This is a genomic window from Ferrovibrio sp., from assembly GCF_036381655.1.
Classification (GTDB): domain Bacteria; phylum Pseudomonadota; class Alphaproteobacteria; order Ferrovibrionales; family Ferrovibrionaceae; genus Ferrovibrio.
Window position 1 is genome coordinate 1 of record NZ_DASVCJ010000064.1, and the last position, 22,957, is coordinate 22,957.

24 protein-coding genes are annotated in these 22,957 nt (G+C 65.3%); 14 read left to right on the forward strand and 10 right to left on the reverse strand.

Annotated features, from left to right (window positions below):
- The 6 genes from VF194_RS13240 to VF194_RS13265 form a co-directional block, all read left to right on the forward strand.
- On the forward strand, nt 1-1,249 hold a 1,249-nt coding region (locus VF194_RS13240; protein WP_330891649.1), incomplete at its 5' end, for a nitrite/sulfite reductase.
- The gene (locus VF194_RS13245; protein WP_330891650.1) at nt 1,236-1,751 is read left to right on the forward strand and encodes a DUF934 domain-containing protein; all 516 of its coding nucleotides are present in this window, start codon (nt 1,236-1,238) and stop codon (nt 1,749-1,751) included. The genes VF194_RS13240 and VF194_RS13245, both read left to right, overlap by 14 nt.
- Nucleotides 1,748-2,494, forward strand: a complete 747-nt coding sequence (locus tag VF194_RS13250) for a phosphoadenylyl-sulfate reductase (RefSeq protein ID WP_330891651.1) — start codon at nt 1,748-1,750, stop codon at nt 2,492-2,494. The genes VF194_RS13245 and VF194_RS13250 overlap by 4 nt, the downstream gene beginning before the upstream one ends.
- An 8-nt stretch (nt 2,495-2,502) precedes the next feature.
- Nucleotides 2,503-3,300, forward strand: coding sequence for a sulfate adenylyltransferase subunit CysD (gene cysD, locus VF194_RS13255; RefSeq protein ID WP_330891652.1), 798 nt, complete (start codon nt 2,503-2,505; stop codon nt 3,298-3,300).
- A gap of 12 nt (nt 3,301-3,312) precedes the next feature.
- Nucleotides 3,313-5,247: an adenylyl-sulfate kinase gene (cysC, locus tag VF194_RS13260; RefSeq protein ID WP_330891653.1), complete on the forward strand. Its 1,935-nt coding sequence runs from the start codon at nt 3,313-3,315 to the stop codon at nt 5,245-5,247.
- Between the two features lie 40 nt (nt 5,248-5,287).
- Nucleotides 5,288-6,055 carry a sulfite exporter TauE/SafE family protein gene (locus VF194_RS13265; RefSeq protein WP_330891654.1) on the forward strand — a complete coding sequence of 256 codons (768 nt, stop codon included), beginning with the start codon at nt 5,288-5,290 and terminating at the stop codon, nt 6,053-6,055.
- Here the strand turns inward: VF194_RS13265 and hspQ are convergent.
- A complete protein-coding gene (gene hspQ / locus VF194_RS13270) occupies nt 6,052-6,384 on the reverse strand; it encodes a heat shock protein HspQ (RefSeq protein ID WP_330891655.1) in 333 nt (110 codons plus the stop codon). The two genes, VF194_RS13265 and hspQ, sit on opposite strands and share 4 nt — an antisense overlap.
- 59 nt (nt 6,385-6,443) lie before the next feature.
- On the reverse strand, nt 6,444-7,196 hold the full coding sequence (locus VF194_RS13275) for an SDR family NAD(P)-dependent oxidoreductase (RefSeq protein WP_330891656.1): 753 nt from the start codon (nt 7,194-7,196) through the stop codon (nt 6,444-6,446).
- Between the two features lie 102 nt (nt 7,197-7,298).
- On the opposite strand from VF194_RS13275, the gene VF194_RS13280 reads away from it, so the two are divergent.
- Entirely contained in the window at nt 7,299-7,790 is a 492-nt protein-coding gene (locus VF194_RS13280) for a PAS domain-containing protein (RefSeq protein ID WP_330891657.1), read from the forward strand.
- A complete protein-coding gene (locus tag VF194_RS13285; protein WP_330891658.1) occupies nt 7,780-8,349 on the forward strand; it encodes a DUF924 family protein in 570 nt (189 codons plus the stop codon). Before VF194_RS13280 ends, VF194_RS13285 begins: the two co-directional genes overlap by 11 nt.
- On the opposite strand, the gene VF194_RS13290 is transcribed toward VF194_RS13285, so the two are convergent.
- Entirely contained in the window at nt 8,324-9,070 is a 747-nt protein-coding gene (locus tag VF194_RS13290; protein ID WP_330891659.1) for a helix-turn-helix domain-containing protein, read from the reverse strand. The genes VF194_RS13285 and VF194_RS13290 overlap by 26 nt on opposite strands.
- 264 nt (nt 9,071-9,334) lie before the next feature.
- Here VF194_RS13290 and VF194_RS13295 point away from each other — a divergent pair, with 264 nt between their 5' ends.
- Nucleotides 9,335-10,483, forward strand: a complete 1,149-nt coding sequence (locus tag VF194_RS13295) for an acyl-CoA dehydrogenase family protein (protein ID WP_330891660.1) — start codon at nt 9,335-9,337, stop codon at nt 10,481-10,483.
- Nucleotides 10,484-10,556: 73 nt separating this feature from the next.
- Here the strand turns inward: VF194_RS13295 and VF194_RS13300 are convergent, their stop codons facing one another.
- A complete protein-coding gene (locus tag VF194_RS13300) occupies nt 10,557-11,162 on the reverse strand; it encodes a DNA-3-methyladenine glycosylase I (protein ID WP_330891661.1) in 606 nt (201 codons plus the stop codon).
- Between the two features lie 24 nt (nt 11,163-11,186).
- Complete coding sequence (locus VF194_RS13305; protein WP_414656105.1) at nt 11,187-12,047, reverse strand: YgfZ/GcvT domain-containing protein; 861 nt, start codon at nt 12,045-12,047, stop codon at nt 11,187-11,189.
- A 171-nt stretch (nt 12,048-12,218) separates the two neighbouring features.
- Between VF194_RS13305 and VF194_RS13310 the strand changes: the two genes are divergently transcribed.
- The 5 genes from VF194_RS13310 to VF194_RS13330 all read left to right on the forward strand — a co-directional run bounded on the left by VF194_RS13310 (nt 12,219) and on the right by VF194_RS13330 (nt 17,517).
- Nucleotides 12,219-13,178 (forward strand): glycosyltransferase family 9 protein, encoded by a 960-nt coding sequence (locus tag VF194_RS13310; protein ID WP_330891662.1) that lies wholly within the window; start codon nt 12,219-12,221, stop codon nt 13,176-13,178.
- Nucleotides 13,175-13,951: a glycosyltransferase family 2 protein gene (locus VF194_RS13315; protein WP_330891663.1), complete on the forward strand. Its 777-nt coding sequence runs from the start codon at nt 13,175-13,177 to the stop codon at nt 13,949-13,951. The genes VF194_RS13310 and VF194_RS13315 overlap by 4 nt, the downstream gene beginning before the upstream one ends.
- 4 nt (nt 13,952-13,955) lie before the next feature.
- The gene (locus tag VF194_RS13320; protein ID WP_330891664.1) at nt 13,956-15,290 is read left to right on the forward strand and encodes a dihydroorotase; all 1,335 of its coding nucleotides are present in this window, start codon (nt 13,956-13,958) and stop codon (nt 15,288-15,290) included.
- Between the two features lie 202 nt (nt 15,291-15,492).
- On the forward strand, nt 15,493-16,482 hold the full coding sequence (locus VF194_RS13325) for a radical SAM protein (RefSeq protein WP_330891665.1): 990 nt from the start codon (nt 15,493-15,495) through the stop codon (nt 16,480-16,482).
- A 33-nt stretch (nt 16,483-16,515) separates the two neighbouring features.
- Nucleotides 16,516-17,517, forward strand: a complete 1,002-nt coding sequence (locus VF194_RS13330) for a GSCFA domain-containing protein (RefSeq protein WP_330891666.1) — start codon at nt 16,516-16,518, stop codon at nt 17,515-17,517.
- A 16-nt stretch (nt 17,518-17,533) separates the two neighbouring features.
- Here VF194_RS13330 and VF194_RS13335 read toward each other — a convergent pair whose 3' ends face one another.
- The 5 genes from VF194_RS13335 to VF194_RS13355 all read right to left on the reverse strand — a co-directional run bounded on the left by VF194_RS13335 (nt 17,534) and on the right by VF194_RS13355 (nt 22,909).
- Complete coding sequence (locus tag VF194_RS13335; RefSeq protein WP_330891667.1) at nt 17,534-19,312, reverse strand: TylF/MycF/NovP-related O-methyltransferase; 1,779 nt, start codon at nt 19,310-19,312, stop codon at nt 17,534-17,536.
- Nucleotides 19,309-21,111: an asparagine synthase (glutamine-hydrolyzing) gene (asnB, locus tag VF194_RS13340; RefSeq protein WP_330891668.1), complete on the reverse strand. Its 1,803-nt coding sequence runs from the start codon at nt 21,109-21,111 to the stop codon at nt 19,309-19,311. Before asnB ends, VF194_RS13335 begins: the two co-directional genes overlap by 4 nt.
- Before the next feature lie 8 nt (nt 21,112-21,119).
- Complete coding sequence (locus VF194_RS13345; RefSeq protein ID WP_330891669.1) at nt 21,120-21,863, reverse strand: FkbM family methyltransferase; 744 nt, start codon at nt 21,861-21,863, stop codon at nt 21,120-21,122.
- 91 nt (nt 21,864-21,954) lie between these two features.
- Nucleotides 21,955-22,521, reverse strand: coding sequence for a D-sedoheptulose-7-phosphate isomerase (locus VF194_RS13350; RefSeq protein ID WP_330891670.1), 567 nt, complete (start codon nt 22,519-22,521; stop codon nt 21,955-21,957).
- Between the two features lie 94 nt (nt 22,522-22,615).
- Nucleotides 22,616-22,909, reverse strand: coding sequence for a Usg family protein (locus tag VF194_RS13355; protein ID WP_330891671.1), 294 nt, complete (start codon nt 22,907-22,909; stop codon nt 22,616-22,618).
- Nucleotides 22,910-22,957 lie beyond the last annotated feature (48 nt).

The following is a 22,957-nucleotide window of genomic DNA, read 5'->3' on the forward strand; positions in this document are numbered from 1 at the left end:
GGACGAGGTCGCCGATCCGCGTCCCTATGCGGAAATCATGCGGCAATGGTCGTCCGTACATCCGGAATTCAGCTTTCTGCCGCGTAAGTTCAAGATCGCCTTCACGGGCGCCGAGCGCGATCGCGCCGCGATCCAGACCTACGATATCGGCATGCATCTGAAGAAGGATGCTTCGGGCAAGCTCGGCTTCGCGGTCTGGGTGGGCGGCGGCCAGGGCCGCACGCCGATCCTCGCCAAGAAGGTCCGCGACTTCCTGCCGGAGGAGCACCTGCTTTCCTATGTGACCGCGATCATGCGCGTCTACAATCTCTACGGGCGCCGCGACAACAAGTGGAAGGCGCGCATCAAGATCCTCGTCCACGATCTGGGGGCGGAGGAATTCGCGCGTCAGGTCGAAGCCGAATGGGAGCATCTGAAGGACACCGAACTCAAGCTCCCGGAAAAGGATATTCGGGCCATCGCCGCCTATTTCGCGCCGCCGCCGCTCGTAGACCGCCCCGAAGGCGACGAGGCCGTGCGGCTCGCCAGGCTCGATTCCAAAGGCTTCTCGGACTGGCTGAGGCGCAACGTCGCCACTCATCGCCACCCCGACTATGCCTCAGTGACGATCTCGCTGAAGGGCATCGGCGAGACGCCGGGCGACATTAGCGCCAGTCAGATGGAGGCCGTTGCGGACCTCGCCGAGAAATACGCATTCGACGAGGCGCGGGTCACGCATGAGCAGAATCTGGTCTTGCCGCATGTCGCGCGCGCTGACCTCAAGGTAGTCTATGACGAACTGGTCGAGATCGGACTTGCGACCCCGAATGCCGGCCTCATCACGGATATCATCGCCTGCCCGGGCCTTGACTATTGCTCGCTCGCCAATGCGCGTTCCATCCCTGTGGCGCAGGAGATCTCGCGCCGCTTCGCCTCGTTCGAACGGCAGGAGGAGATCGGCGAGCTCAAGATCAAGATCTCCGGCTGCATCAATGCCTGCGGCCACCACCATGTCGGCCATATCGGCATTCTCGGCGTCGACAAGGGCGGCGAGGAATTCTACCAGGTCACCCTGGGCGGCTCGGCCGACGATCAGGCGGCGTTGGGCGATCTGATCGGCCCGGCGCTCAAGGCAAGCCAGGTCACCGACGCGGTCGATACCCTGGTCGAAACCTATCTGCGCATCCGCCGCCCGAATGAGCGTTTCCTCGACACCTATCGCCGGGTCGGCCTCGCGCCGTTCAAGGAGGCCGTCTATGCCGCTGCTTAAGAATGGCGCCGTTGCCGAAGACCAATGGGTGAAGGTGGCGGACGATGCGCCATTGCCGCAAACCCAGCCGGCGCTGATGTCCCATGCCCGCTGGCAGGCGGAAAAGGACGATCTGAGCCGGCGCAACGCGCCGCTCGGGATCGTCCTGCCGAACGACCTGGATATCCTCACCTTCGGCCCCGAGGCCGGGCGGTTCGGCCTCATCGTCCTGAACTTTCCGAAATTCTCCGATGGCCGGGCCTATAGCCAGGCGCGGCTGCTGCGCGAGCGCTTCGGCTATCGCGGCGAGCTGCGCGCGGTCGGCGATGTGCTGCGCGACCAGCTGCTGCTGATGCATCGCGCCGGCTTCGACGCCTATGAGATCGCCCGGCCCGATGCGGCGGAGATTTTCGCCAAGGCGCTGCAGACTTTCAGCGCCTATTACCAGCCGACCGGCTCGAGCCCGCTGACCATCCTGCAGCGGCGCCTGCAGCAGTCGCGGCATCAGGAGGCGGCGGAATGAACGCGCCCGCTTTCGTCCATGCCGATCCCGCCGCGGACGCCGCGGCGCTGAATGCGCGGCTGCAGGGCCGTTCCGCCGGGGATATCCTGGCTCATGCCATCGGCGAGCTGTTCCCCGGCCGCATCGCGCTGGTCTCCTCCTTCGGCGCCGAGGCTGCCGTGCTGCTGCATATGGTGGCGCAGATCGACGCGAAGACGCCGGTGCTGTTCCTCGACACCGGCAAGCTGTTCGACGAGACGCTGGCCTATCGCGACGAACTCGCCGCCAGGCTGAAGCTGTCCGATCTGCGCGTGCTGCGCCCCGACCCGAAGGCCCTCGCCGCGCAGGATGAGGGCGGCACCCTGTGGTTCCGCGATGCCGATGCCTGCTGCCGCATCCGCAAGGTCGAACCGCTGCAGCGCGGCCTGGCGCCGTTCGCCGCCTGGATCAACGGCCGCAAGCGCTTTCAGGCCGCGACGCGCCATGCGCTGCCGCTCGTCGAGGCCGACGGCGCCAAGCTGAAATTCAATCCGCTCGCCGATTGGGGCCCGGCGGAAATCCAGGCCTATTTCGACCGGCACGATCTGCCGCGGCATCCGCTGGTCGCGCAGGGCTATCCGTCGATCGGCTGCGCGCCCTGTACCCAGCCGGTGGCCGCCGGCGAGGACAGCCGCGCCGGACGCTGGCGCGGCCGGGACAAGACCGAATGCGGCATCCACACCATCACTGCCATCACCCCATCTTCCCTGCGAACCGAAGAATAAGACATATCATGCGCGACGATCTCGACGCCCTGGAGGCGCAAAGCATCTACATCCTTCGCGAGGCTTACAGCCGCATCAGGCCGCTGGCGATGCTGTGGTCGCTGGGCAAGGATTCCAACGTGATGATCTGGCTGGCCAAGAAAGCCTTCCTGGGAAAGGTGCCCTTCCCGGTGGCGCATCTCGATACCGGCCTGGAATTTCCCGAAACCTACGCCTTCCGCGACCGCTATGCCAGGGAATGGGGCCTGGAACTGATCGCCGATGCCTGCCCGCCGATCGAGGCGACCGATCCGACCCTGCCGCATAATTCGCGCATCGCCGCGCGCAAGACGCTGGGCCTGCGCCAGACCATCGACCACTACGGCTTCAGGGGAATCATCGCCGGCATCCGGCGCGACGAGCAGGCGACCCGCGCCAAGGAGCGCGTCTTCAGCCCACGCGGCGACGACGGCGCCTGGGATTTCCGCGACCAGCCGCCGGAGCTGTGGGATCACTTCGCCGCCGACCTGCCCAAGGGCGTGCATATGCGCATCCATCCGCTGCTGCATTGGACCGAACTGGATATCTGGCGCTACATCCAGCGCGAGGGCATTCCGGTCGTGCCGCTGTATTTCGCCAAGGACGGCAAGCGCTTCCGCTCGCTCGGCGAGATCGGCATCACGTTTCCGATCGACAGCCATGCCGCTTCGATCGAGGACATCATCGCCGAGCTGGAAGTCACCCGCGAGCCGGAACGCGCCGGCCGCGCCATGGACCATGACTCGGAAGACGCTTTCGAGCGGCTGCGCGTCGCCGGCTATATGTGAGCGGAGTGCCCCATGACTGTCGTTGACCTCGCCATCCACCCCAAGGCTCACTCCAAGGCTCACCCCGAGGCCGAGCTGGGGCGCGCCATGCCGCCGCGCGCCGGCAGCGCCAGGGGCCGCGCCTTCCCCATCGTGATCGTCGGCCATGTCGATCACGGCAAGTCGACCCTGGTCGGCCGCCTGCTGCACGACACCGATTCGCTGCCCGACGGCAAGCTCGAGCAGATCAAGGCGGTCTCGGCCAAGCGCGGCCTGGATTTCGAATGGTCCTTCCTGCTCGACGCGCTGCAGGTCGAGCGCGATCAGGGCATCACGGTGGACACCACGCAGATCTGGTTCACCACCGAGCGCCGCCGCTATGTCATCATCGATGCGCCGGGACACAAGGAATTCCTGAAGAACATGGTGACCGGCGCGGCGCAGGCCGACGCCGCCATCCTGGTGGTCGATGCCGCCCAGGGACTCGCCGAACAGACCCGGCGGCACGCCTATCTGCTGCATCTGCTCGGCATCCGCCAGGTCGCCGTCGCGATCAACAAGATCGACCTGATCGGCCATAGCGAAACACGCTTTCATGCGGTCGCCGAAGCGGTGCGCGGCTATCTCGCCGATATCGGCATCGAGGCGGCGGCGCTGGTTCCGGTCTCGGCGCGCCAGGGCGACAATATCGCCGAGCGCAGCCCATCCACCGCCTGGTACCAGGGCCCGACCCTGATCGGCGCGCTGGATACCTTCGCGCCGCGCGCGGTGGCGATCGACCAGCCGCTGCGCCTGCCGGTGCAGGACCTGTACCGCCTGGACGACCGCCGCGTCGTGGTCGGCCGCATCGAAAGCGGCCGGCTGAAAGTGGGCGATCGCCTCCGCTTCGCGCCGCTCGGCCGCGAGGCCGTGGTGGCAAGCCTGGAAGCCTGGCGCGGTTCGGCCGCCGATCATGCGCCGCGCGAGGAGGCCATCGCCGGCGAAAGCGTCGCCTTCACGCTGAACGAGGAGGTCTTCGTCGAGCGCGGCGCCTTGGCGAGCGCGCCGGACCAGCGGCCGCGCGAAGCCAACCGCCTGACCGTGCGGCTGTTCTGGCTCGACCGCGAACCGCTCAAGCCGGGCGACCGCCTGAGCCTGAAGATCGGCACCGCGGAAAGCGAGGTCGAGGTCGAAACCATCACCGAAGTCCTCGATGTCGAAAGCCTGGGCGCGACGGATGCCGCGCAAGTGGAGCGCAACGGCGTCGCCCGCGCGGTGCTGAAAAGCCGCAAGCCCTTGGCGCTCGATCTGTACGACGCATTGCCGCGCACCGGCCGCGGCGTTCTGATCCGCGGGCCGCAGATCGCCGGCGGCCTGGTGATCGAGCAGGCGATCGCCGCCGCCAACGATGTCGTCGCCGTCGCCTCGAGCGTGACGGCGGAAGAGCGCGCCCGCATGAACGGCCATCGCGGCGGCGTGCTGTGGTTCACCGGCCTGTCGGGCGCGGGAAAATCGACTCTCGCGATGGCGCTGCAGCGCACGCTTTTCGCCCGCGGTCGCCAGGCGGTTGTGCTGGACGGCGACAATCTGCGTCACGGCCTCAATCGCGATCTCGGCTTTTCGGCGGAAGACCGCACCGAGAATATCCGCCGCATCGCCGAGGTGGCCAAGCTGATGGCGGAGACGGGTCAGATCGTCATCGTTTCGGCGATCAGCCCGTTGCGTATGCATCGCGATCTCGCCCGCAGCATTATCGCAGCGGATTTTCACGAAATTCATGTGCATGCGGATCTGGCCACCTGCGAATCGCGCGACCCGAAGGGCTTGTATAAACGGGCGCGGGCCGGCAAAATTCCCGAATTCACCGGTATCTCCGCACCGTATGAGGTGCCGGCACAACCACAATTGGCAGTCGATACCGCATGGCTTTCCTTGCAGCAAGCGAGCGAAATCCTGATAGACTATGCAATGCGAAGCTTCTCGGCCTGATCATCGGCGCGAGCTTCCGCATCCCAATCAGGAGAGGCGTATGGACGTCCATCTCGCGCTGTATGTCGCGATCGGATTCGTTGCCCAGCTTATCGATGGCGCCATCGGTATGGGATATGGCGTGATCGCCACGACGGTTCTGGTCGCCAGCGGCATGCCGCCGGCCATGGCCAGCGCCGCCGTGCATGTCACCAAGATGCCGACCGGCATCGCATCCGGCCTGTCGCACTGGAAATTCCGCAACGTCGATTGGGCTCTGTGCCGCAAGCTGATCCTGCCCGGCATCGCCGGCGGCATCGTCGGCGCCAGCGTGATCGCCTGGCTGCCGCTGCAGATCGTGCGGCCGCTGGCCGCGCTCTATCTCGGCATCATGGGCGTGCTGGTGATCCTGCGCGCGATCCGCTGGAAAGGCACGGCCAGCTTCGGCCAGCCGCATGGCCGTCCCGGTTTCATCGGCCTGCTCGGCGGCCTGTTCGATTCCTTCGGCGGCGGCTGGGGCCCGATCGTGACCACCAGCCTGGTGATGCAGGGCCGCGAGCCGCGCTATGCGGTCGGCTCGGCCAATGCCGCCGAGCCGATCATCGCCGCCGTCCAGGCTGCGGTCTTCGCCGTCTGGCTCGGCACCGGCACGCTGACCACGATCGGCAGCGCCGCCTTCGCCATCATGTTCGGCGCCCTGGCCGGCGCGCCGGTGGCGGCCTTCCTGGTCAACAAGCTGCCCGGCCGCCTGATCGCCGGCGCCGTCGGCGTCACCCTGATCGGCGTCAACATTCCGACCGTCCTGTCGCTGATCGACCGCCTGCTCTAGATCTTCGCCGATCCGCGCCAGGCATAGCGGCCGTCGCGGAATTCCTCGAAGTATTTCTTGATGTCGGGATGGTTGACCGGGCCGGATTCGGCATCGGGCAGGAGATTCTGCTCCGAGACATAGGCGACGTAGGAGGTCTGCGTATTTTCGGCGAGCAGATGATAGAAGGGCTGATCCTTGCGCGGCCGCAGATCGGCCGGGATCGAGAGCCACCATTCCTCGGTATTGCTGAAGACCGGGTCGACATCGAAAATGACGCCACGGAACGGAAACAGCCGATGGCGCACCACATCGCCGATTGAGAACTTGGCCTCGCGGCTCTTAAGCATCCTCGCACCCGCACTCTTGCTCATACTCTTGCAATGGCGCCCCTCCCGCGCCGCTGCCGTCAATAGGTCGCACGGCCGCCGGACAGGTCGAATACCGCGCCGGTGGTGAACGAGTTCTCCGCCGAGAGCAGCCAGGCCACCATCGCGGCGATCTCCTCCACCGCGACGAATCGGCCGCGCGGGATTTTCGACAACATATAGTCGATGTGAGTCTGCGTCATCTGGTCGAAGATGGCGGTCTTCGCCGCGGCGGGCGTGATGCAGTTGACGGCGATGTCCTCGCCGGCCAGCTCCTTGCCGAGCGACTTGGTCAGCGCGATCACGCCGGCCTTGGCGGCGCTGTAGGCGGCCGCGTTCGGATTGCCCTCCTTGCCGGCGACGGAGGCGACATTGACGATGCGGCCGTATTTCTGCCGCTGCATCAGCGGCACGACGGCGCGGCAGCAATGGAAGACGCCGGTCAGGTCGATGTCGATCACCTCTCGCCAGGCTTCCAACGGATATTCCGCCACCGGCGCATTCGGTCCGGCGATGCCGGCGTTGTTGACCAGCAGGTCGATGCCGCCGAAGGCCGCCTGGGTGTCGGCCGCCGCGCGCGCAACGGCGCTCCAGTCGGTGATGTCGACCGCGACGCCGATGACGCGGCCCAGGCTGCCCAGTTCGCGCGCCGCCGCCTCGGCCAGCGCCGCATCGCGGTCCCAGATCGCCACGGCGGCGCCGGAGCGCAGCAGGCGTTCGACCACGGCCTTGCCGATGCCCTGGGCCCCGCCGGTGACCACGCCATGCCGGCCACGCAAATCGATATGGTTCATGGGCGCCCTCCTCCTCCACAAGTAGCATACGCATTGGTCATTTTTCTACGCTGTGATTTTATGGCAATCGCCGCATAATCTGCATAAGGGGGTACGGCGACCTTGGGGGACGATCTGGCAATAACGGCGTGGCCGGCTGTCCTGCCGCCGCCATTGCTGCTGTTCCTCGCCTACTGGCGGGAGCTGCGCGACCGGCTCGGCCGGCTGCCGCGGCGGCGCGAGATCGATCCGCTCGCCATCCCGCGCGGCCTGCTGCCCGGCATCGGCATCTTCGATATGCTTCCGCAGCCCGATGGCGGCTGGCGCATCCGCTATCGCCTGCTCGGCACCGCCCATACCATGGCGGTGCAGCGCGATCTGACCGGCCGCTATTTCGACGAGGTCCATCCGGCCGAGGAGCTGCCGGGCCTGGCGGCGGAGTATCTCGGCATCCTGCACAGCGGCGAGCCGCATTACATACGCCGCCGCACGCCCCTGCCCAATCACGAGCATATCGCCTTCAGCCGGATTCTCGCGCCCCTGCTGGACGACGACGACCGTCCGCGCCATCTGATCGGCTATTGGCAATGGGAGACTATCGCGCGTGCACCCTGACATCGTTTTGGACTTCTGGTTCGACCGTCCGGCCAGCCAGCCGCTGCAGCCCCGCAAGGAATGGTGGCAGAAGGATGAAAGCTTCGATGCCGACATCCGCATCCGCTTCGGCGCGGCGGTGGAAACGGCCCTGGCCGGCGGCTATGCCGATTGGGAGGACGCGGCCGAGAGCGCGCTGGCGCTGCTCATCCTGCTCGATCAGTTCCCGCGCAACATCTTCCGCGGCCAGGCCCGGGCCTTCGCCGGCGATGCGCGGGCCAGAAGCGTCGCCCACAAGGCGGTGGACCGCGGCTTCGACATCACCGTGCCGACGGTGATGCGGCAATTCTTCTATATGCCGTTCCAGCACAGCGAAAACCTGGCCGAGCAGGATCTGTCCATCCTGCTGTTCACCGCGCTGGAAAAGGAATTGCCCGGCCACGATCTGCTGCATTACGCCGAACGGCACCGCGCCATCATCGCGCAGTTCGACCGCTTCCCGCATCGCAATGCCGCCCTTGGCCGGACCAGCACGCCGGAAGAGATCGCGTTCCTCAAGCAGCCTGGATCGTCGTTCTAAGCGCTTCCGGCGGGGCGATCGTCGAGACCGTGGCGAAATGGGGCTGCGGCGGCTCGGTGATGCCGAACCGCTCGATGAAATACCGCAGCGCGGCTTCGCTGCCGTCGATCTCCAGGGCTCCGGAACGGCGGGCTTCGCGCAGGCTCGTCACGCCGTGTATGACCCGGAAGAATTCGAGCAGATCGGCGCCGATCGTCAGATCGACGGTGAAGCCCATGTCGGTGTAGCAGAGCTCGACCTCGCCGTCGCGCAGGATCATCCACCACTGGCGGGCCTTGTGATCGCGGCGCGGCACGTTGCGGAACTGGAAATGAAACACGAAATGCCGGCCGCGCGAGGCCTCCCCCACCAGCGAGTTGCGCATCGACCACATCAGATGCGTCACGTTGCGGTCATCGGCATCGACATGCGGCACGCGCCAGTCCGTGCCCCAGTAGCCCAGCAGATCGATCAGCGGCCGCAGAGCCTGTCCCGCCGGGGTGAGGCGGTAGAGATGGCCGCGCTGGCCTTCCTGCGGGATACGCAGGATCAGCCCGTCCATTTCCATTTCGCGCAGGCGCCGCGCCAGAAGGCTGCGCGGCATGAGCGGAACGCCGTTCTGTATATCGCTGAATCGCTCGCTTCCCCGCATCATCTCGTAGAGGATCAGGGGCGTCCAACGACCGGTAATGACCTCGGCGGCCTTCGCCACCGGGCAGAACGAACCATACCGAGCTGCCATGGAAAATTTGTAGCGCGCCCGCCGGGCCGCTGATAGTCCCTTTTTGAAACTTCTTGGATTACCCCGATTTCGCCGAAAGCCCGTTTTTGCCTGCACCGGGTGCGGCGCGAATTGCAGTCCCTGTTCCACCACACAACAGGCGGTCGAACAGGACCCGGCCTGCCCATCGACCGCAGCGATAGGTGGTTCCGATTTGGAACTTTAGGGGCCGGCCGCAAGAGCGCATCGTGGCGCTCCTTTCCCGTCGAACCAGGAGCCGCGACCATGAACGCACCTTTCAAGGAGCCATCCCAAACACCGGTCCGTGATCTTCCGCTGGCCGAGGCGGTCCGCAGCCTGGGCCGCAATTTCGCTGCCCGGGCGGCGGAACTGGACGCCAATGACGCCTTTGCCGCCGAGAATTTCGCCGAGATCAAAGCCGCGCGCCTGCTCTCCCTCGGCATACCGGCCGAGCTGGGCGGCGGCGGCGCCTCCTACCGCGATCTTGCCGAGACGCTGCGCGAACTGGCGCGGCATTGCAGCGGCACGGCGCTGGCCCTGGCGATGCATATGCATCCCGTGGCGGCGGCGGTGTGGCGCTGGCAGAACGACAGGGCGCCGGTGGACGGCCTGCTCAGACGCATCGCCGGCGAGAACCTGATGCTGCTGTCGACCGGCGGCAACGACTGGCTGAACGGCTCGGGCAGCGCCGAGGCGGTCGAGGGCGGCTATCGCGTCAGCGGCGTGAAACGTTTCGTCAGCGGCTGCATGGCCGGCGACCTGCTGATGACCATGGCGCGCTGCGGCGATCAGGTGCTGCATGCCGGCATACCGATGCGCAGCGCAGGGGTCAGCATCAAGGAAACCTGGCGCACATTGGGCATGCGTGCCAGCGGCTCGCATGACGTCGTTCTCGACAACGTCTTCGTTCCCGAGGCGGCGATCGCCCTCAGGCGGCCGGCCGGCGTGTGGCACCCCTTCTTCCACCTGGTGGCTCTGGTCGCCTTTCCGCTCATCTACGCCGTCTATCGCGGCGTGGCCGAAGCCCTGCGCGACGATGTCGTCGCACTGGCGCGGCGGCGGCGCGAAGAGGACGACACCCAGATCGCCATCGGCCAACTGGAGACCGCCCTGGCGGCGGCCATCGCGGCGCATGAGCGCATGCTGGCGCTGGCGGACCAGGCCAAGCCCGGCATGGCGACGACCGCATCCATGATGAGCCTGCGCCAGATCGTCGGCAGCAATCTGCTCGATGCGGCGCAGCGGGCGCTCGATGCCGCCGGCGGCAGCGCCTATTATCGCACGCATCGCATCGAGCGGCTGTTTCGCGATCTGCAGGCGGCGCGCTACCACCCGCTGGCCGCCCTGTCGCAGCAGCGGCTGGCCGGCCGGATCGCGCTCGATATGGACGCCGACGACAAGACGGCGGCCTGACGGCAAGGCCGGATGCACAAAACGGGAGCCCGGCGCTGCGGCCGCACGGCGCCGCGAGCCGGGCGCCAGGTTCTTACCGCCCCAGCTTCTTCACCTGCCTGTGGCGGAAGCAGTCGACAGTGTGGTCGTTGACCATGCCGACCGCCTGCATGAAGGCATAGACGATGGTCGGCCCGACGAAGGTGAAGCCGCGCTTGCGCAGATCCTTCGAGATCGCCTGGCTTTCCTTGGTTTCAGCCGGCACCTGTTTCAGGCTGGCCCAGGCATTCTGCTTCGGCTTGCCGCCGACGTGATGCCATAGATATTCGGCGAAGCTGCCTTCCTTCTCCATGATGTCGAGCCAGCCGCGCGCATTGGCGACCGAGCCTTCGATCTTGGCGCGGTTGCGCACGATGCCGGCATCCTGCATCAGCGCGTCGAGCTTCTTCGGCGTATAGCGCGCGATCTTCTCCGGCTGGAAGCCGTCGAAGGCGCGGCGGAAATTTTCGCGCTTGCGCAGGATCGTGATCCAGGACAGGCCGGCCTGGAAACCGTCGAGGATCAGCTTTTCGAACAGCGCGCGGTCGTCCCATTCCGGCACGCCCCATTCGGTGTCGTGATAGGCCATGTAGAGCGGATCGCCGCCGCACCAGCCGCAGCGGCAGCGGCCGTCCTCACCGGTGATCGATGCTCTGCTCATTGCCCCCTGAATCCCCCTGGAACGTCAACCGTCCTTCGGCGCCGGCGCCGGCCCGGCATAATCGGGCCGCTGCGGCGTCAGCGCAATGCCCGCCGCTTCCAGTTTCTTGCCCTCGGCCTGAGCCTTGGCGACGGCATCCAGACGCAGCAGCGCCAGGCCTTCGGCACCGAGGCCGCTCAGCATCACGCCGGCTTCCTGGCCGTCGAGGCCGACCGGCGTGCCGGGCGGCGGCAGCGCCACATCGGCAAGAACGCGGTGGACCTGCTTCTTCACCAGACCGCGGTATTTCGTGCGCGCCGTCAATTCCTGGCCGATATAGCAGCCCTTCTTGAAATCGACGCCGTTGAGCGCCTCGAAATGATTTTCCAGCAGCAGGCCCTTTTCGATCTCGATGTCGCGCGCGCCGTCCGGCACGCCAAGATGCAGACGATGCGCCTCGTAGGCGGCGGGATCGGACAGGGCCTGCGGCGGCGGCGCACCGGCCGGCAGCCAGAGCCGCCAGCCGAGCGCCGGCAGGCGCGGATCGGCGAATGGCAACCCGCCTTCGGGGATATGCGGCGCGCCGGCATCGCCGAACAGGGCGAAGCCCTGCCAGTCGAGCTCGGCGATATCGACCTTGCTGCGCAGCTTGTAGAGCGTCAGCCGCCGCTTCAGATCGGCGCGCCGACCGGCCGCGACATCGAGCAGCAGCGCCTCGCCGTCGCTGGCGATCAGGAAATCGTGCAGGAACCTGCCCTGCGCCGTCAGCAGCGCGGCATAGACCGCCTGGCCCGGCCCGGATGCGCCCGGCACCGCTCTGGCGACGTCATTCGAGACCAGCGCATTGAGGAAAGCGACGGCGTCGGGGCCGGAAACCCGCAACAGCGCCCGATCGGCCAAAGCCACACACGACATCCCGGACATCTCTCCAATCCCAGGCCATTCCGCAACCGGCTTCTCTCACCTATGGGAGGATGGCCGGCTTGGCAAGGCCGGATGCGCGCCCGGGCAACGGCCCGGATGGTTGGCAAGAGCGGCCCCTGCCCCTATAACCGGCGCACCGTCGTGGGTTCTTGCATGCGCATCCTCTTCATCACCGCCAACCGCCTGGGCGACGCCGTTCTGTCGACCGGCCTGCTGAGCGCATTGCTCAGGCAGTATCCGAAGGCGCGCTTCACCGTGGCCTGCGGCCCGGTCGCGGCCGGCGTCTTCGCCGCCATGCCGAACCTGGAGCGCCTCATCGTGATGGAGAAAAAGCCCTGGGGCCGCCATTGGTGGGAGCTGTGGAAGCAGGTGGCGCTGACGCGCTGGAAGCTGATCGTCGACCTGCGCGGCTCGGGGATCGGCCAGCTCCTGATGGCGCGGCGGCGCCGCACCTTCTACGGCTCCGGCTCGCGCCTGCATAAGGTGATCGTGCTCTCGCAGGTGCTCAGCCTGAAGGAGCCGGCGGCGCCGACGATGTGGACCGGCCCCGCGCATGAGCGGGCCGCCGCCGAATTGTGGTCCGACGACGGCCGGCCCGTGCTGGCCCTGGGCCCGACCGCCAACTGGGGCGGCAAGATCTGGCCCGGCGAGCGTTTCGCCGCATTGGCCGCGCGTCTGACCGCACCGGACGGCATCCTGCCGCAGGCGCGCATCGCCGTTTTCGGCGGTCCGGGCGAGGAGGGCCTCGCGAAGGCTGCACTCGACCTTATCCCGCCGGAGCGACGGCTCGATTTCGTCGGCCAGCTCGACCTGGCCACCACCGCGGCCGCCTTGCGCCGCTGCGCGATGTTCATCGGCAACGACAGCGGCCTCATGCATCTGGCGGCGGCCAGCGGCGTGCCGACACTGGGCCTGTTCGGCCCGAGCCGCGATCAGGTTTACGGCCCCTGGGGCGAAAAAACCGCCATCGTGCGCACCGATCTGAGTTATGATGAGATCGTTGCCCTGCCGGAATACGATTATCGCAAGCAGCATACCTACATGACCAGCTTGAGCGTCGACAAAGCCCAGCACGCCGCCGAAGAGCTGTGGCGGTATCTGCAGAACGAATGACCTCGGCAGCGCCCAAGCTTTCCGCGCTGGTGGTGGCGCATAACGAGGAGGCGCAGCTTGCCGCCTGCCTCGAAACTTTACGTTTTGCCGACGAGATCGTTGTCGTGCTCGACCGCTGCACCGACCGCTCGCGGGAGATCGCCTCCGGTTACGGGGCAAAATTGCTCGAAGGCGCCTGGCCCCTGGAAGGCGAACGCCGCAACACCGGCATTACCGCCTGCGCGGGCGACTGGATACTGGAAGTCGATGCCGACGAACGCGTCAGCGAGGGTTTGGCACACGAAATTCGCGCCGTCCTGCCGCAGGCGAAATTCGGATATTTCCAGGTGCCGTTCCACAATTATGTCGGCGACCGGCTGATACGCTACGGCTGGGGCGCCTCCTGGGGCGTCAACAGCAAGGCCGCGCTGTTCGCCAAATCGGCGAAGCATTGGGGCGATCAGCGCGTCCATCCCAGCCTGGTACTGAAGGGCGAGCGGCAATTTCTCACCCAGCCAATCCTGCATCATATCGACCGCAACATTTCCGATATGATCCGACGCCTCGACCGCTACACAACGGCGCGTGCCATGGACTTGCGCGACAAGCGCGCGCGCGGCGAGGATATCGGCACCTTCGGTGCCAATGTCCGCCGGATCTTCAGCCGTTTCCACAAATGCTATATCGGCCGCAAGGGCTACCGGGAAGGCCAGTACGGTTTCCTGATCGCGCTGATGGCTGGGCTCTACCCGATCCTGAGCTATCTCAAGGCCAATCTGGAGAAAGAGGGCTGAGGCGATGCGCTATGATCTCGTCATCCGCAACGGCATGGTCGCCACCCCGAACGGCGTCGAGGCACTGGACGTCGGCGTCAAGGACGGTCGCATCGCCGCCCTGGGTCTGCTCGCCCAGGCCGATGCCGCACAGGTCTTCGACGCCAGCGGGCTGACGGTGCTGCCCGGCGTGATCGACAGCCAGGTGCATTTCCGCGAGCCCGGCCTGGAGCACAAGGAAGATCTTGCCACCGGCACCGCCGCCGCCGCCATGGGCGGCGTCACCGCCGTGTTCGAGATGCCGAACACCAAGCCGAGCACGGCGACGAGCGACGAACTCGACGACAAGCTCAAGCGCGCCGCCGGCCGGGCGCATTGCGACTATGCCTTCTATGTCGGCGCCACGGCGGAAAACGTCGAGAAGCTGCCCGAACTCGAGATGCTGCCGGGCTGCGCCGGCGTGAAGCTGTTCATGGGCGCTTCGACCGGCGACCTGCTGGTGGCCGACGATGCCACCCTGGAGCGCGTGCTGCGCCATGGCCGCCGCCGCATGGCGGTGCATTGCGAGGACGAATACCGCATGCGCGAGCGCAAGCATCTCACCGAGGCGGCGGGCGCAACCGCGCATCTGCATCCAGAATGGCGCGATGCCGAAAGCGCGCTGCTGGCGACGCAGCGGCTGGTGCGGCTGGCGCGCAAGGCCGGCCGCCGCGTGCATGTGCTGCATGTCACCACCGCGCAGGAAATGGCCTTCCTGGCCGATCACAAGGACATCGCCACCGTGGAGACGACGCCGCAGCATCTGACGCTGGCGGCGCCGGACTGCTACGACCGGCTGGGCAGTTTCGCGCAGATGAATCCGCCGATCCGCTCGGCCGAGCATCGCGCGGCGCTGTGGCAGGCCGTGCGCAGCGGCGTGGTCGATGTGATCGGCTCGGACCATGCGCCGCATACCAAGGAAGAGAAAGCCAGGCCCTATCCGCAGAGCCCGAGCGGCATGCCCGGCGTGCAGACCCTGCTGCCGCTGCTGCTCGATCACCTGAACCAGGGCAGGCTGACCTTGCAGCGGCTGATCGACCTGACCTCGGCGGGCGCGCAGCGCGTCTTCGGCCTGATCGGCAAGGGCCGCATCGCCCTCGGCTACGACGCCGATTTCACCATCGTCGATCTCAAGGCGAAGCGCCAAATCGAGGACGCCTGGCTGAAATCGAAATGCGGCTGGTCGCCTTTCGAAGGGATGACGGTGACCGGCTGGCCGATGGCGACCATCGTGCGCGGCGGCTTTGCCATGCGCGAGGGCGACCTGGGCAAGCCGATCGGACAGCCGCTGCGCTTCGGCGAGACGCTGCGGCCGAACTGACCCGCTAAGCATCTGAGATAGATGATTAATATTTGCCGGGCCCGATTAAGGAATTGGCAAGACTCCACTGCCAGATTGGCAATGGGGCCGCATAACCTGCGGAGAGAAGAATCCGTAGGCCCCGCCCCTCGCCTGCGGTAGGATTTTCGCGCAGGCATCTAACGGATCGCCGGCAGAAGGCCGGCGGGTGGAGCATGACACCATGAACCCTTTCGTCGCCCCGAACGCGCTTCAGAAGCTCACGATCGAGATCACGACGCTGTGCAACCTGAAATGCGCCGGTTGCCCGCGCACGCTCGGCATCGAGAACAACAGCTGGGATGACCGGCATATGGAACTGGCGCTGTTCCAGCGCATCCTCGACCATCTGCCCCCGGTCGGCTTCGTCACTCTGCATGGCATCGGCGAGCCGACGCTGCATCCGGAATTCGCCGAGCTCGTCGCCATGGCCAAGACGAGCGGCAAATTCAAGAAGATGAAGGTCACCTCCAACGGCGTGACCCGCTCGGCCGAGTATTACGCCAAATCGGTCGCCGCCGGACTGGACGAATTCTGGATTTCGGTCGACAGCTTCGATGCCGAAATCGCCAACCGCATGCGCGCCGGCACCAAGGTCGAGAAGCTGAAGGCGAATATCGCGGCCTGCATGCAGGCCCGCCTGCCGGTGCATATCTCGATGGTGGTCAGCGCGGTCAATTACCACGAGATTCCCGACACCTTGCGCGAACTGAAGCGCCTCGGCGGACCGCCGGTCCATATGCAGGAATTCCAGGATTACGGCGAGCCCTATGGCCTGATGACTCAGGCCCAGCGCATCGAATTCATCAATCTGATCCGTCAGGTGGCGCCGGACCTGGCCGGCATGCCGGTGATTCTGCCGAATTTCACCCGGCCGAAAGGCGAGATCTGCACGGCGCCGTGGTTCCGGCCCGCCATTTCGGTGCAGGGCTATCTGACGCCATGCTGCACAACCTTCGATCCGGCGCAGTTCGGCTATACCAATCTTGGCGAGATGAGCTTCATTCAGGCCTGGCAGCAGCCCGGCGTGCTGAACTGGATAAAGGCCTTCCTGCAGAACCAGACGCCGATCTGCCAGGGTTGCCCCCTCAATCCGCGCGTCTTCGGTGCCGATGCCGAACTCGGGCGTTCCGGCAAGACCGGTGCCGAACAGCATATCGTGGCCGCCGGCTGAGCGGCGGAACCGGTCGTCCGGAGATCGAAAGCCATGTTTTTCAAGGAACTTGTTGCCGTCGACCGCCCCAACAAGAAATGGGAGGCGCTGCGGGAAACCGGCAAGCTGACCGTCAAACGCAATCTTCTCTTCAACGCCAGCCACCGTTTCTTCACCATCGGCAGCTGCTTCGCCGAGGAAATCCGCAAGGCGCTGACGGCCCGCAACGTCATCTGCTATCCGGAATACCGCAAGATCAAGGTCGATCACGCCCGTATGCGGGTCGATACGCTGCCGCATCGCGAGCACATGAACTACTACAACACCTTCTCGATCCGGCAGGAGGTCGAGCGCGCCGCCGGACTCTGGGTGCAGGACAAGCATGACATATGGGAAGTGGCCAACCGCACCCTGGTGAACGGTACCCAGGCGGTCGGCGAAGGCACTCTCTATCAGGATCCGTATCGCCGTCTGGTCTTCGGCAAGACGCCGGCTGACCTATGGGAGGCATTGGAGCAGATCGACGCCGTGATGAAGGAAGGCATGCTGAATGCCGATGCCTGCTTCATCACGCTCGGCATGACGGAGGTCTTCAAGAAGAAGAATAACGGCCTCGTCTGCAATCAGATACCGGTCTATGCCGGCGGCGCGGGCCTGCGTGAAACCTACTATCACCAGAGCACGTTCGATGAGAATTACCAGAACATCAAGCGCGCCCTGCTGCTGTTGAAGCAGATGAATCCCAAGATCCAGGTGGTGCTGACCGTATCGCCGGTGCCGCTGGAGCGCAGCTTCAACGAGCACGACGTTTTCGTGAACAACATGGAAAGCAAGACCACCCTGCGCGCCGTCGCCGGCCAGATCTGCCGCGAATTCGACTGGGTGCATTATTTCCCGTCCTTCGAGATCGTCTGGGGGATCGGCGTGCCGGCCTATCAGGAGGACCGGGTGCATGTGAAGCCCGAGATAGTCCAGGGCATCATCTCGACCTTCCTGGCCAGCCACTTTACCGACCTGGGCGCGGCGCCCGCATCACCCGCAGCAGCCGCACAGTAGGACGCAGCCGGGCGCGTCAGCGCTTGATGAACAGGCCCTGCCCGGTCGGGCTTTCCCAGACGACATCGCCGCGCGCCCGGAAGAAACCCATCTCGGCGTCGTGGCTGTCGCGGTAGCGGCGGAAGCCGAAATCGTCGAACACGATCATGCCGCCCGGCACCATGCGTTCGTAGATGATCTCCAGCGCCGCCAGTTCCGGCGCCGCCACATTGAGATCGAGCTGCGCGAAGGCGACTTTTCCCGGCAGGCCCTGCGCAAAGCTGTCCGGCACCGCGCCCTTGATCACGCGGAAATTGCCGAACGGCTCGAACATGCCGCGCACGCGATCGAAAAGCTGCGGCCCGTGGCTGACCTTGCGCGCCTCGTCCGGCGGATTCTCGAACATGTCATAGAGCCACCAGGTCTTGCCGGCTGTCGCGCGGAAATTGCAGTAGCGCTCCATCACGTCGACGGTCTTGCCGTCATAGCAGCCGACATCCATGAAATCGCCGGCCAGGCCGAGGCAGCTCTTCGCCGCCCAGCACAGCATGTAGATGCGCCAGATGCGCGCGCGCAGCGTATTGTCGCCCAGATACGGCTCGAAGGCGGCGATGAAATCGGGTTGCTGCAAAAAGCCGAGATTGCGGAACCAAACCACCATGTCGTCGACGGCCGCGGCACCGCTGCCCGGCTGGTTGGCGCCAAGCATCTGCATCGCGCTCTGCATCAGGCCGCCGAAGCGCTGCTGCGATTCCTTGGTGCCGAAAGGTGGCTTGTTGTATTCCTTGTTGATCAGCGCAAAGACCGGCTTGACGAAGGCCGCCCCCGCAGCGCTGCCGGGCTGCGGCCCATTCGGCCCGAGCCACTGCTGCAGCCGTTGCTGCTGAAACCTGCTCACCGCCGGAACGCTGCCTTTCGCGGGGCCCTTCAGATGCAGAATGTACTTCCGCTGCAGCACATCGAGCTGATAGGTCTCGTTATCGCGGATGAAGAAATTGTAGTCGTCGCAAGGCAGGTAGCGCACCAGGGCGCCCGACAGCATACGCTGGTCGATCTCGCTGAGCGTGCCGACGGCAGCCGACGCCCCGTTCAACGCCAGCTGCCCGCCGCGCCAGCGGCGGATATCGCCGTAGATGTCGGCAACAGTCTTGCTGCGGCACAGCGCCTCGTAGGTAGCCAGATAGCGCGTAAAGAAATGCCGCGCCGCCCCGTTCGGCCGATGGGCGGCGAAGATCACGCCTTCATTCACCGGCATCAGGCCGGGCTGGTCGCGGAAGGTGACGGCGACGTCGAAGGAGAGCTGAAAGACCTTGCCCAGCGGCCAATTGCAGAAGGCGTCGCTGTCGAGAAAAACGGTGTTCTGCGCGAAGGCTGCCGATTGCATATAGGCGGCCATCGCCACCACGCGCTCGTACATCAGCCATTGCGGCTTGAGCGGCAGGCGCACAGTGACGATATCGGCCGGCACGAAGCTGGTGTCGTCGCCTTCTCCGGTGATGTAGATGATGCGCGCATCCGGATTGAAGCCGCGCGCCATGGCAAAGGTATGGCGCAGCACGCTGACATAGTCGATATTGCCCTGATCGGCCTTGATGTCGACATAGTCGATCCGCCGATGCTCCTCCGGCAGCTTGAGGTGAAAGATCACCAGCGCCAGCGGCGCGGCCGGCAGGTCGGCGCAAGCCGCCTCGAAGCGGCCGGCCAGCTCGGCAACGCGCGCCGCCACATCGAAGGCAAGGCTGTCGGTTGCGCTTTCCGCGGCATGGCGGATCAGCGCATCCATGCTATGCATCGGCTGCTTCGCGGTTTCGCTCATAGCGGACGCCCCACCGAATCGACCCATTTTGCCAGGACGATGGCCGCCCAGGCAGCATTGATATTGGCGCCGGCCGCCGAGAACACGCTGTTCAGGGCATTCGGGCGCGCCGAGAAGAAACTGGTCTCACTCAGGCGGCGATAGGCGGCAGTCAGCTCCTGGCCGACGCGCTCGCGGTTGTTGAGGAATACGCTCGGCGGCATACCAAAGCCCTTCTTGGGCGCCATTACATGTTCCTGCGGCAGATAGCGCGCCAGAAGCTGGCGCAGAGCGATCTTCTGAATCTGTCCGGCCCAGCATAGACCCGCGCTGGCCTTGCGCGCGATATCCAGCATCTGCGGACTGAGGAAGGGCGTGCGGACCTCGAGGGCGTGCTGCATGCTCATCCGGTCGACTTTCGCCAGCACGGCGCCGGGCAGATAGGTGTGGAAATCGAGCTGCCGCAGCGCATGCAGGGTTGGCCGGCCGAGATGCATGAAGAAGGGCGCATAGCAGTGAAAGAAGCCCTGTACGGCATTGTAGCCCTGCGGAAAGGCCGCCCGCACCGCATCGGCCGCCAGCACCGGCAGGCCGCGCTCGATATAGGTCTGCACCGCGGCGGTCGGGTGCAGGTCCTTGTTCTGGTCGTAGGCTGTGGCGAAGGCCGGATAGCGGCCATAGCCGCCGAACAGTTCGTCGCCGGCATCGCCGGAAATCGCCACCGTCACATGCCGGCGAGTGAATTCCGACAGCAGATAGGTCGGTACGCAGCTGCGGTCGCCATTCGGCTCGTCCAGCAGGCCGCCGATCTCATTGCAGATGCGTTCGAAATCGGCAGCGGTGAAGATGTATTCGTGGTGCTCGCTACCGAGCGTCTTGGCAATGTCGCGCGCAGCCTCGTGCTCGGAACCCGGATCGCCTTCGAATCCGACGGAGAAAGTCTTCACCTGCCGGCCGAGCTTGCGTGCCAGCACGGCGCAGGCCAGCGAGGAATCTACCCCACTGGACAGGAACATGCCCAGCGGCACATCGCTGTTCAGACGATTGACCAGCGATTGCGCCAGGGCGGCCTCGACCATCTCGACATAGTCGCCAAGCCGGTCCGGCTTGACCTCCTGGTCCTGGTCTATGTTGAAGGCATAATATCGTTCGTGCCGGACCCGCCCGTCGCGGAAAACCTGCATGACCATGCCGGGTTCCAGCTTGCGGATCGGCGCCAGTATCGAGCCTGGCTCCGGCACGTAGCGCAGCGTGAAATACAGCGCCAAGGCCTCTTCCGACAACGCCACCGGCAATTCCTCGACCTGCAACAGGCTGCGCAGTTCAGAGGCGAATGCAAAGAAGTGATCGCCCGAGGCGTAATAGAGCGGCTTCTCGCCGGCGCGATCCCGCGCCAATGTCAGGCAGCCGATCTGCCGGTCGTAGATCGCCAGCGCGAACATGCCGTCGAGATACTGGAAGAATTGCGGACCGACCTGGGCGAAACCGGCGAGCAGGACCTCCGTATCGGTGCCGGTGTGAAATACATGGCCAAGCTTCTCGAGTTGCCGCCGCAGATCCCGGAAATTGTAGATCTCGCCGTTGAAGCTGATGACGTAGCGCTCATCCCGGCTCAGCATCGGCTGATGGCCCGCTGCCGAAAGATCGAGCACGCTCAGCCTGGTATGGCCGAGATGGCAGACATTCTCCGGGTCCATCCATTGCCCGCGGTCATCGGGACCGCGATGGGCGATAGCGCCATTCATACGGCCGATCGTGGCCTGAATCTGCTCGGGGGACCGCTTATCGCGGAAATTGAGATAGCCGGCGATGCCGCACATGGCGTGCGTCAGCTGCGGAAATAGAAGGTGCCGGCTTCGTCCTTGACGAAGCGGGTGAAGCCCGCATCCAGCATGGTCTGGTGGATCGTCCGATGGCTTTCCATCTGATCCATGATTTCGATCATGACGCTGTGTAGCTTCGGATTGGCCAGAAGGCCCTTCGCGCCGCGGATGATCTCCGGCTCCAACCCATCGACATCGATCTTGATATGATGTGGAACGATCCCGGTAAGCTCCGAGAAACGGTCGAGGCTCATCGAGACCGATCCTTGCGGAATGGTCGCATTCCAGATCGGATCGTCGCTCGGCCGGGCATCGCCGTAATTGTTGAGCGATTTGCCGGCAGTGATGCTGCTCAGGAACATCTTGCCACACCCCTCGGCATCCGATACGGCGATCGGATAGGAGAGCATGCGATCCTGCAGCTTATTCAGGTAGATATTGCGGGTCAGCGTATGATAGCTGGCGAAATGCGGCTCGAAGGCATGCACCTCGCAGCCCGAAACGACCGCAGCCATCAATCCATACAGGCCATTGTTGGAGCCGACATCGAAGAATATCTCGCCAGGCTTGAAGCCGAATATCCAGGCATTCGTCGCCGGTTCGCGCTGGTTTGCGGTGACGGCAAATCCCAGACACTTCAAATTCGGTACCGCCATCAGAAGTGTCTTGTCGCGGATCGGCACATTGACCGCCGGCATCGACCGCTCGTAAGCGTCCGCGATCTTCTTCACCTCGTCTAGACTGGCCACGCGCCCCATCCTGTCCCGCTGCCTGGATACCGGGCCGAACTTAGGGAGCAAGCGATAAAGAAACGGTAAACCCTTTATTCACCTTGCCAAGTCACCCTGCCAGCCGCTCTTCCACCTGCTGGCAGATATAATGGTACAGGCAGGCGTGGACCTGCTGCACCAGCGGGGTATGGCGCGCGGGCGCATCGAGCAGGATATCGCAGAGCGGCTTAAGCTTGCCGCCGCCCTGGCCGGTCAGGCCGATCACCGCCATGCCCTTGCCGCGGGCCGTTTCGGCCGCCTTCAGCACATTGGCGGAATTGCCCGAAGTGGTGATGCCCAGCAGCACGCCGCCGGCGCGGCCATAGGCCTCGACCTGGCGCGCGAGGGCTGTCTCGTAGGAATAGTCGTTGCTCCAGGCGGTCAGCGTGCCGGGATCGGCACCCAGGGCGATGCAGTTGAGCGCGCGGCGCTCCTTGAGAAACCGTCCGACCAGTTCGCCCGTGATATGGATGGCATCCGAGGCGGAGCCGCCATTGCCGCAGACCAGCAGCGGTTTGTCCTCGGCCAGCGCGGCGCTGATGCGCTGGATCGCCTGCTCGACCCGCCCGGCCATCTCGTCGCTGGCGGCCTGGCGGATCAAATCGGCGGAGTCTTGCAGATATTGTATCAACGACATGGGATGAGCTGTCCTGCGGCGCAAACGAAACCGCCGGCACCCTAGCACAAACCCCCGGCCGCCTCCACCGCCCGGCCGCGCCGGCCGGCGCCCGCTAATGCAGGTGATAGCTGGCCGCGGCGGCGCGGTATTCCGCCGGGCTGACCAGCCGCGCCGACATGACGCGCACCGAATGCAGCTTGCCTTCGAGCTGGCTTTCCCAGAAGGCGAGGAATTTGTGCAGCGCCGGAAATTTCGGCGCCAGGTCGTATTCCTGCCAGATATAGCTTTGCAGCAAAGCCGGGTGATCCGGCATGTGGTAGAGGATTTCCGCCGTGGTCAGGCGGTAATACAGCAGCCGCTCCAGCTGCGCCTGGTCGGACCGGGATCGATGCGATGGATTGGACATGCTCGCCTCCTGCTTTCTGCGGGAGCCGCGCCCGGCGCTCGGATACCG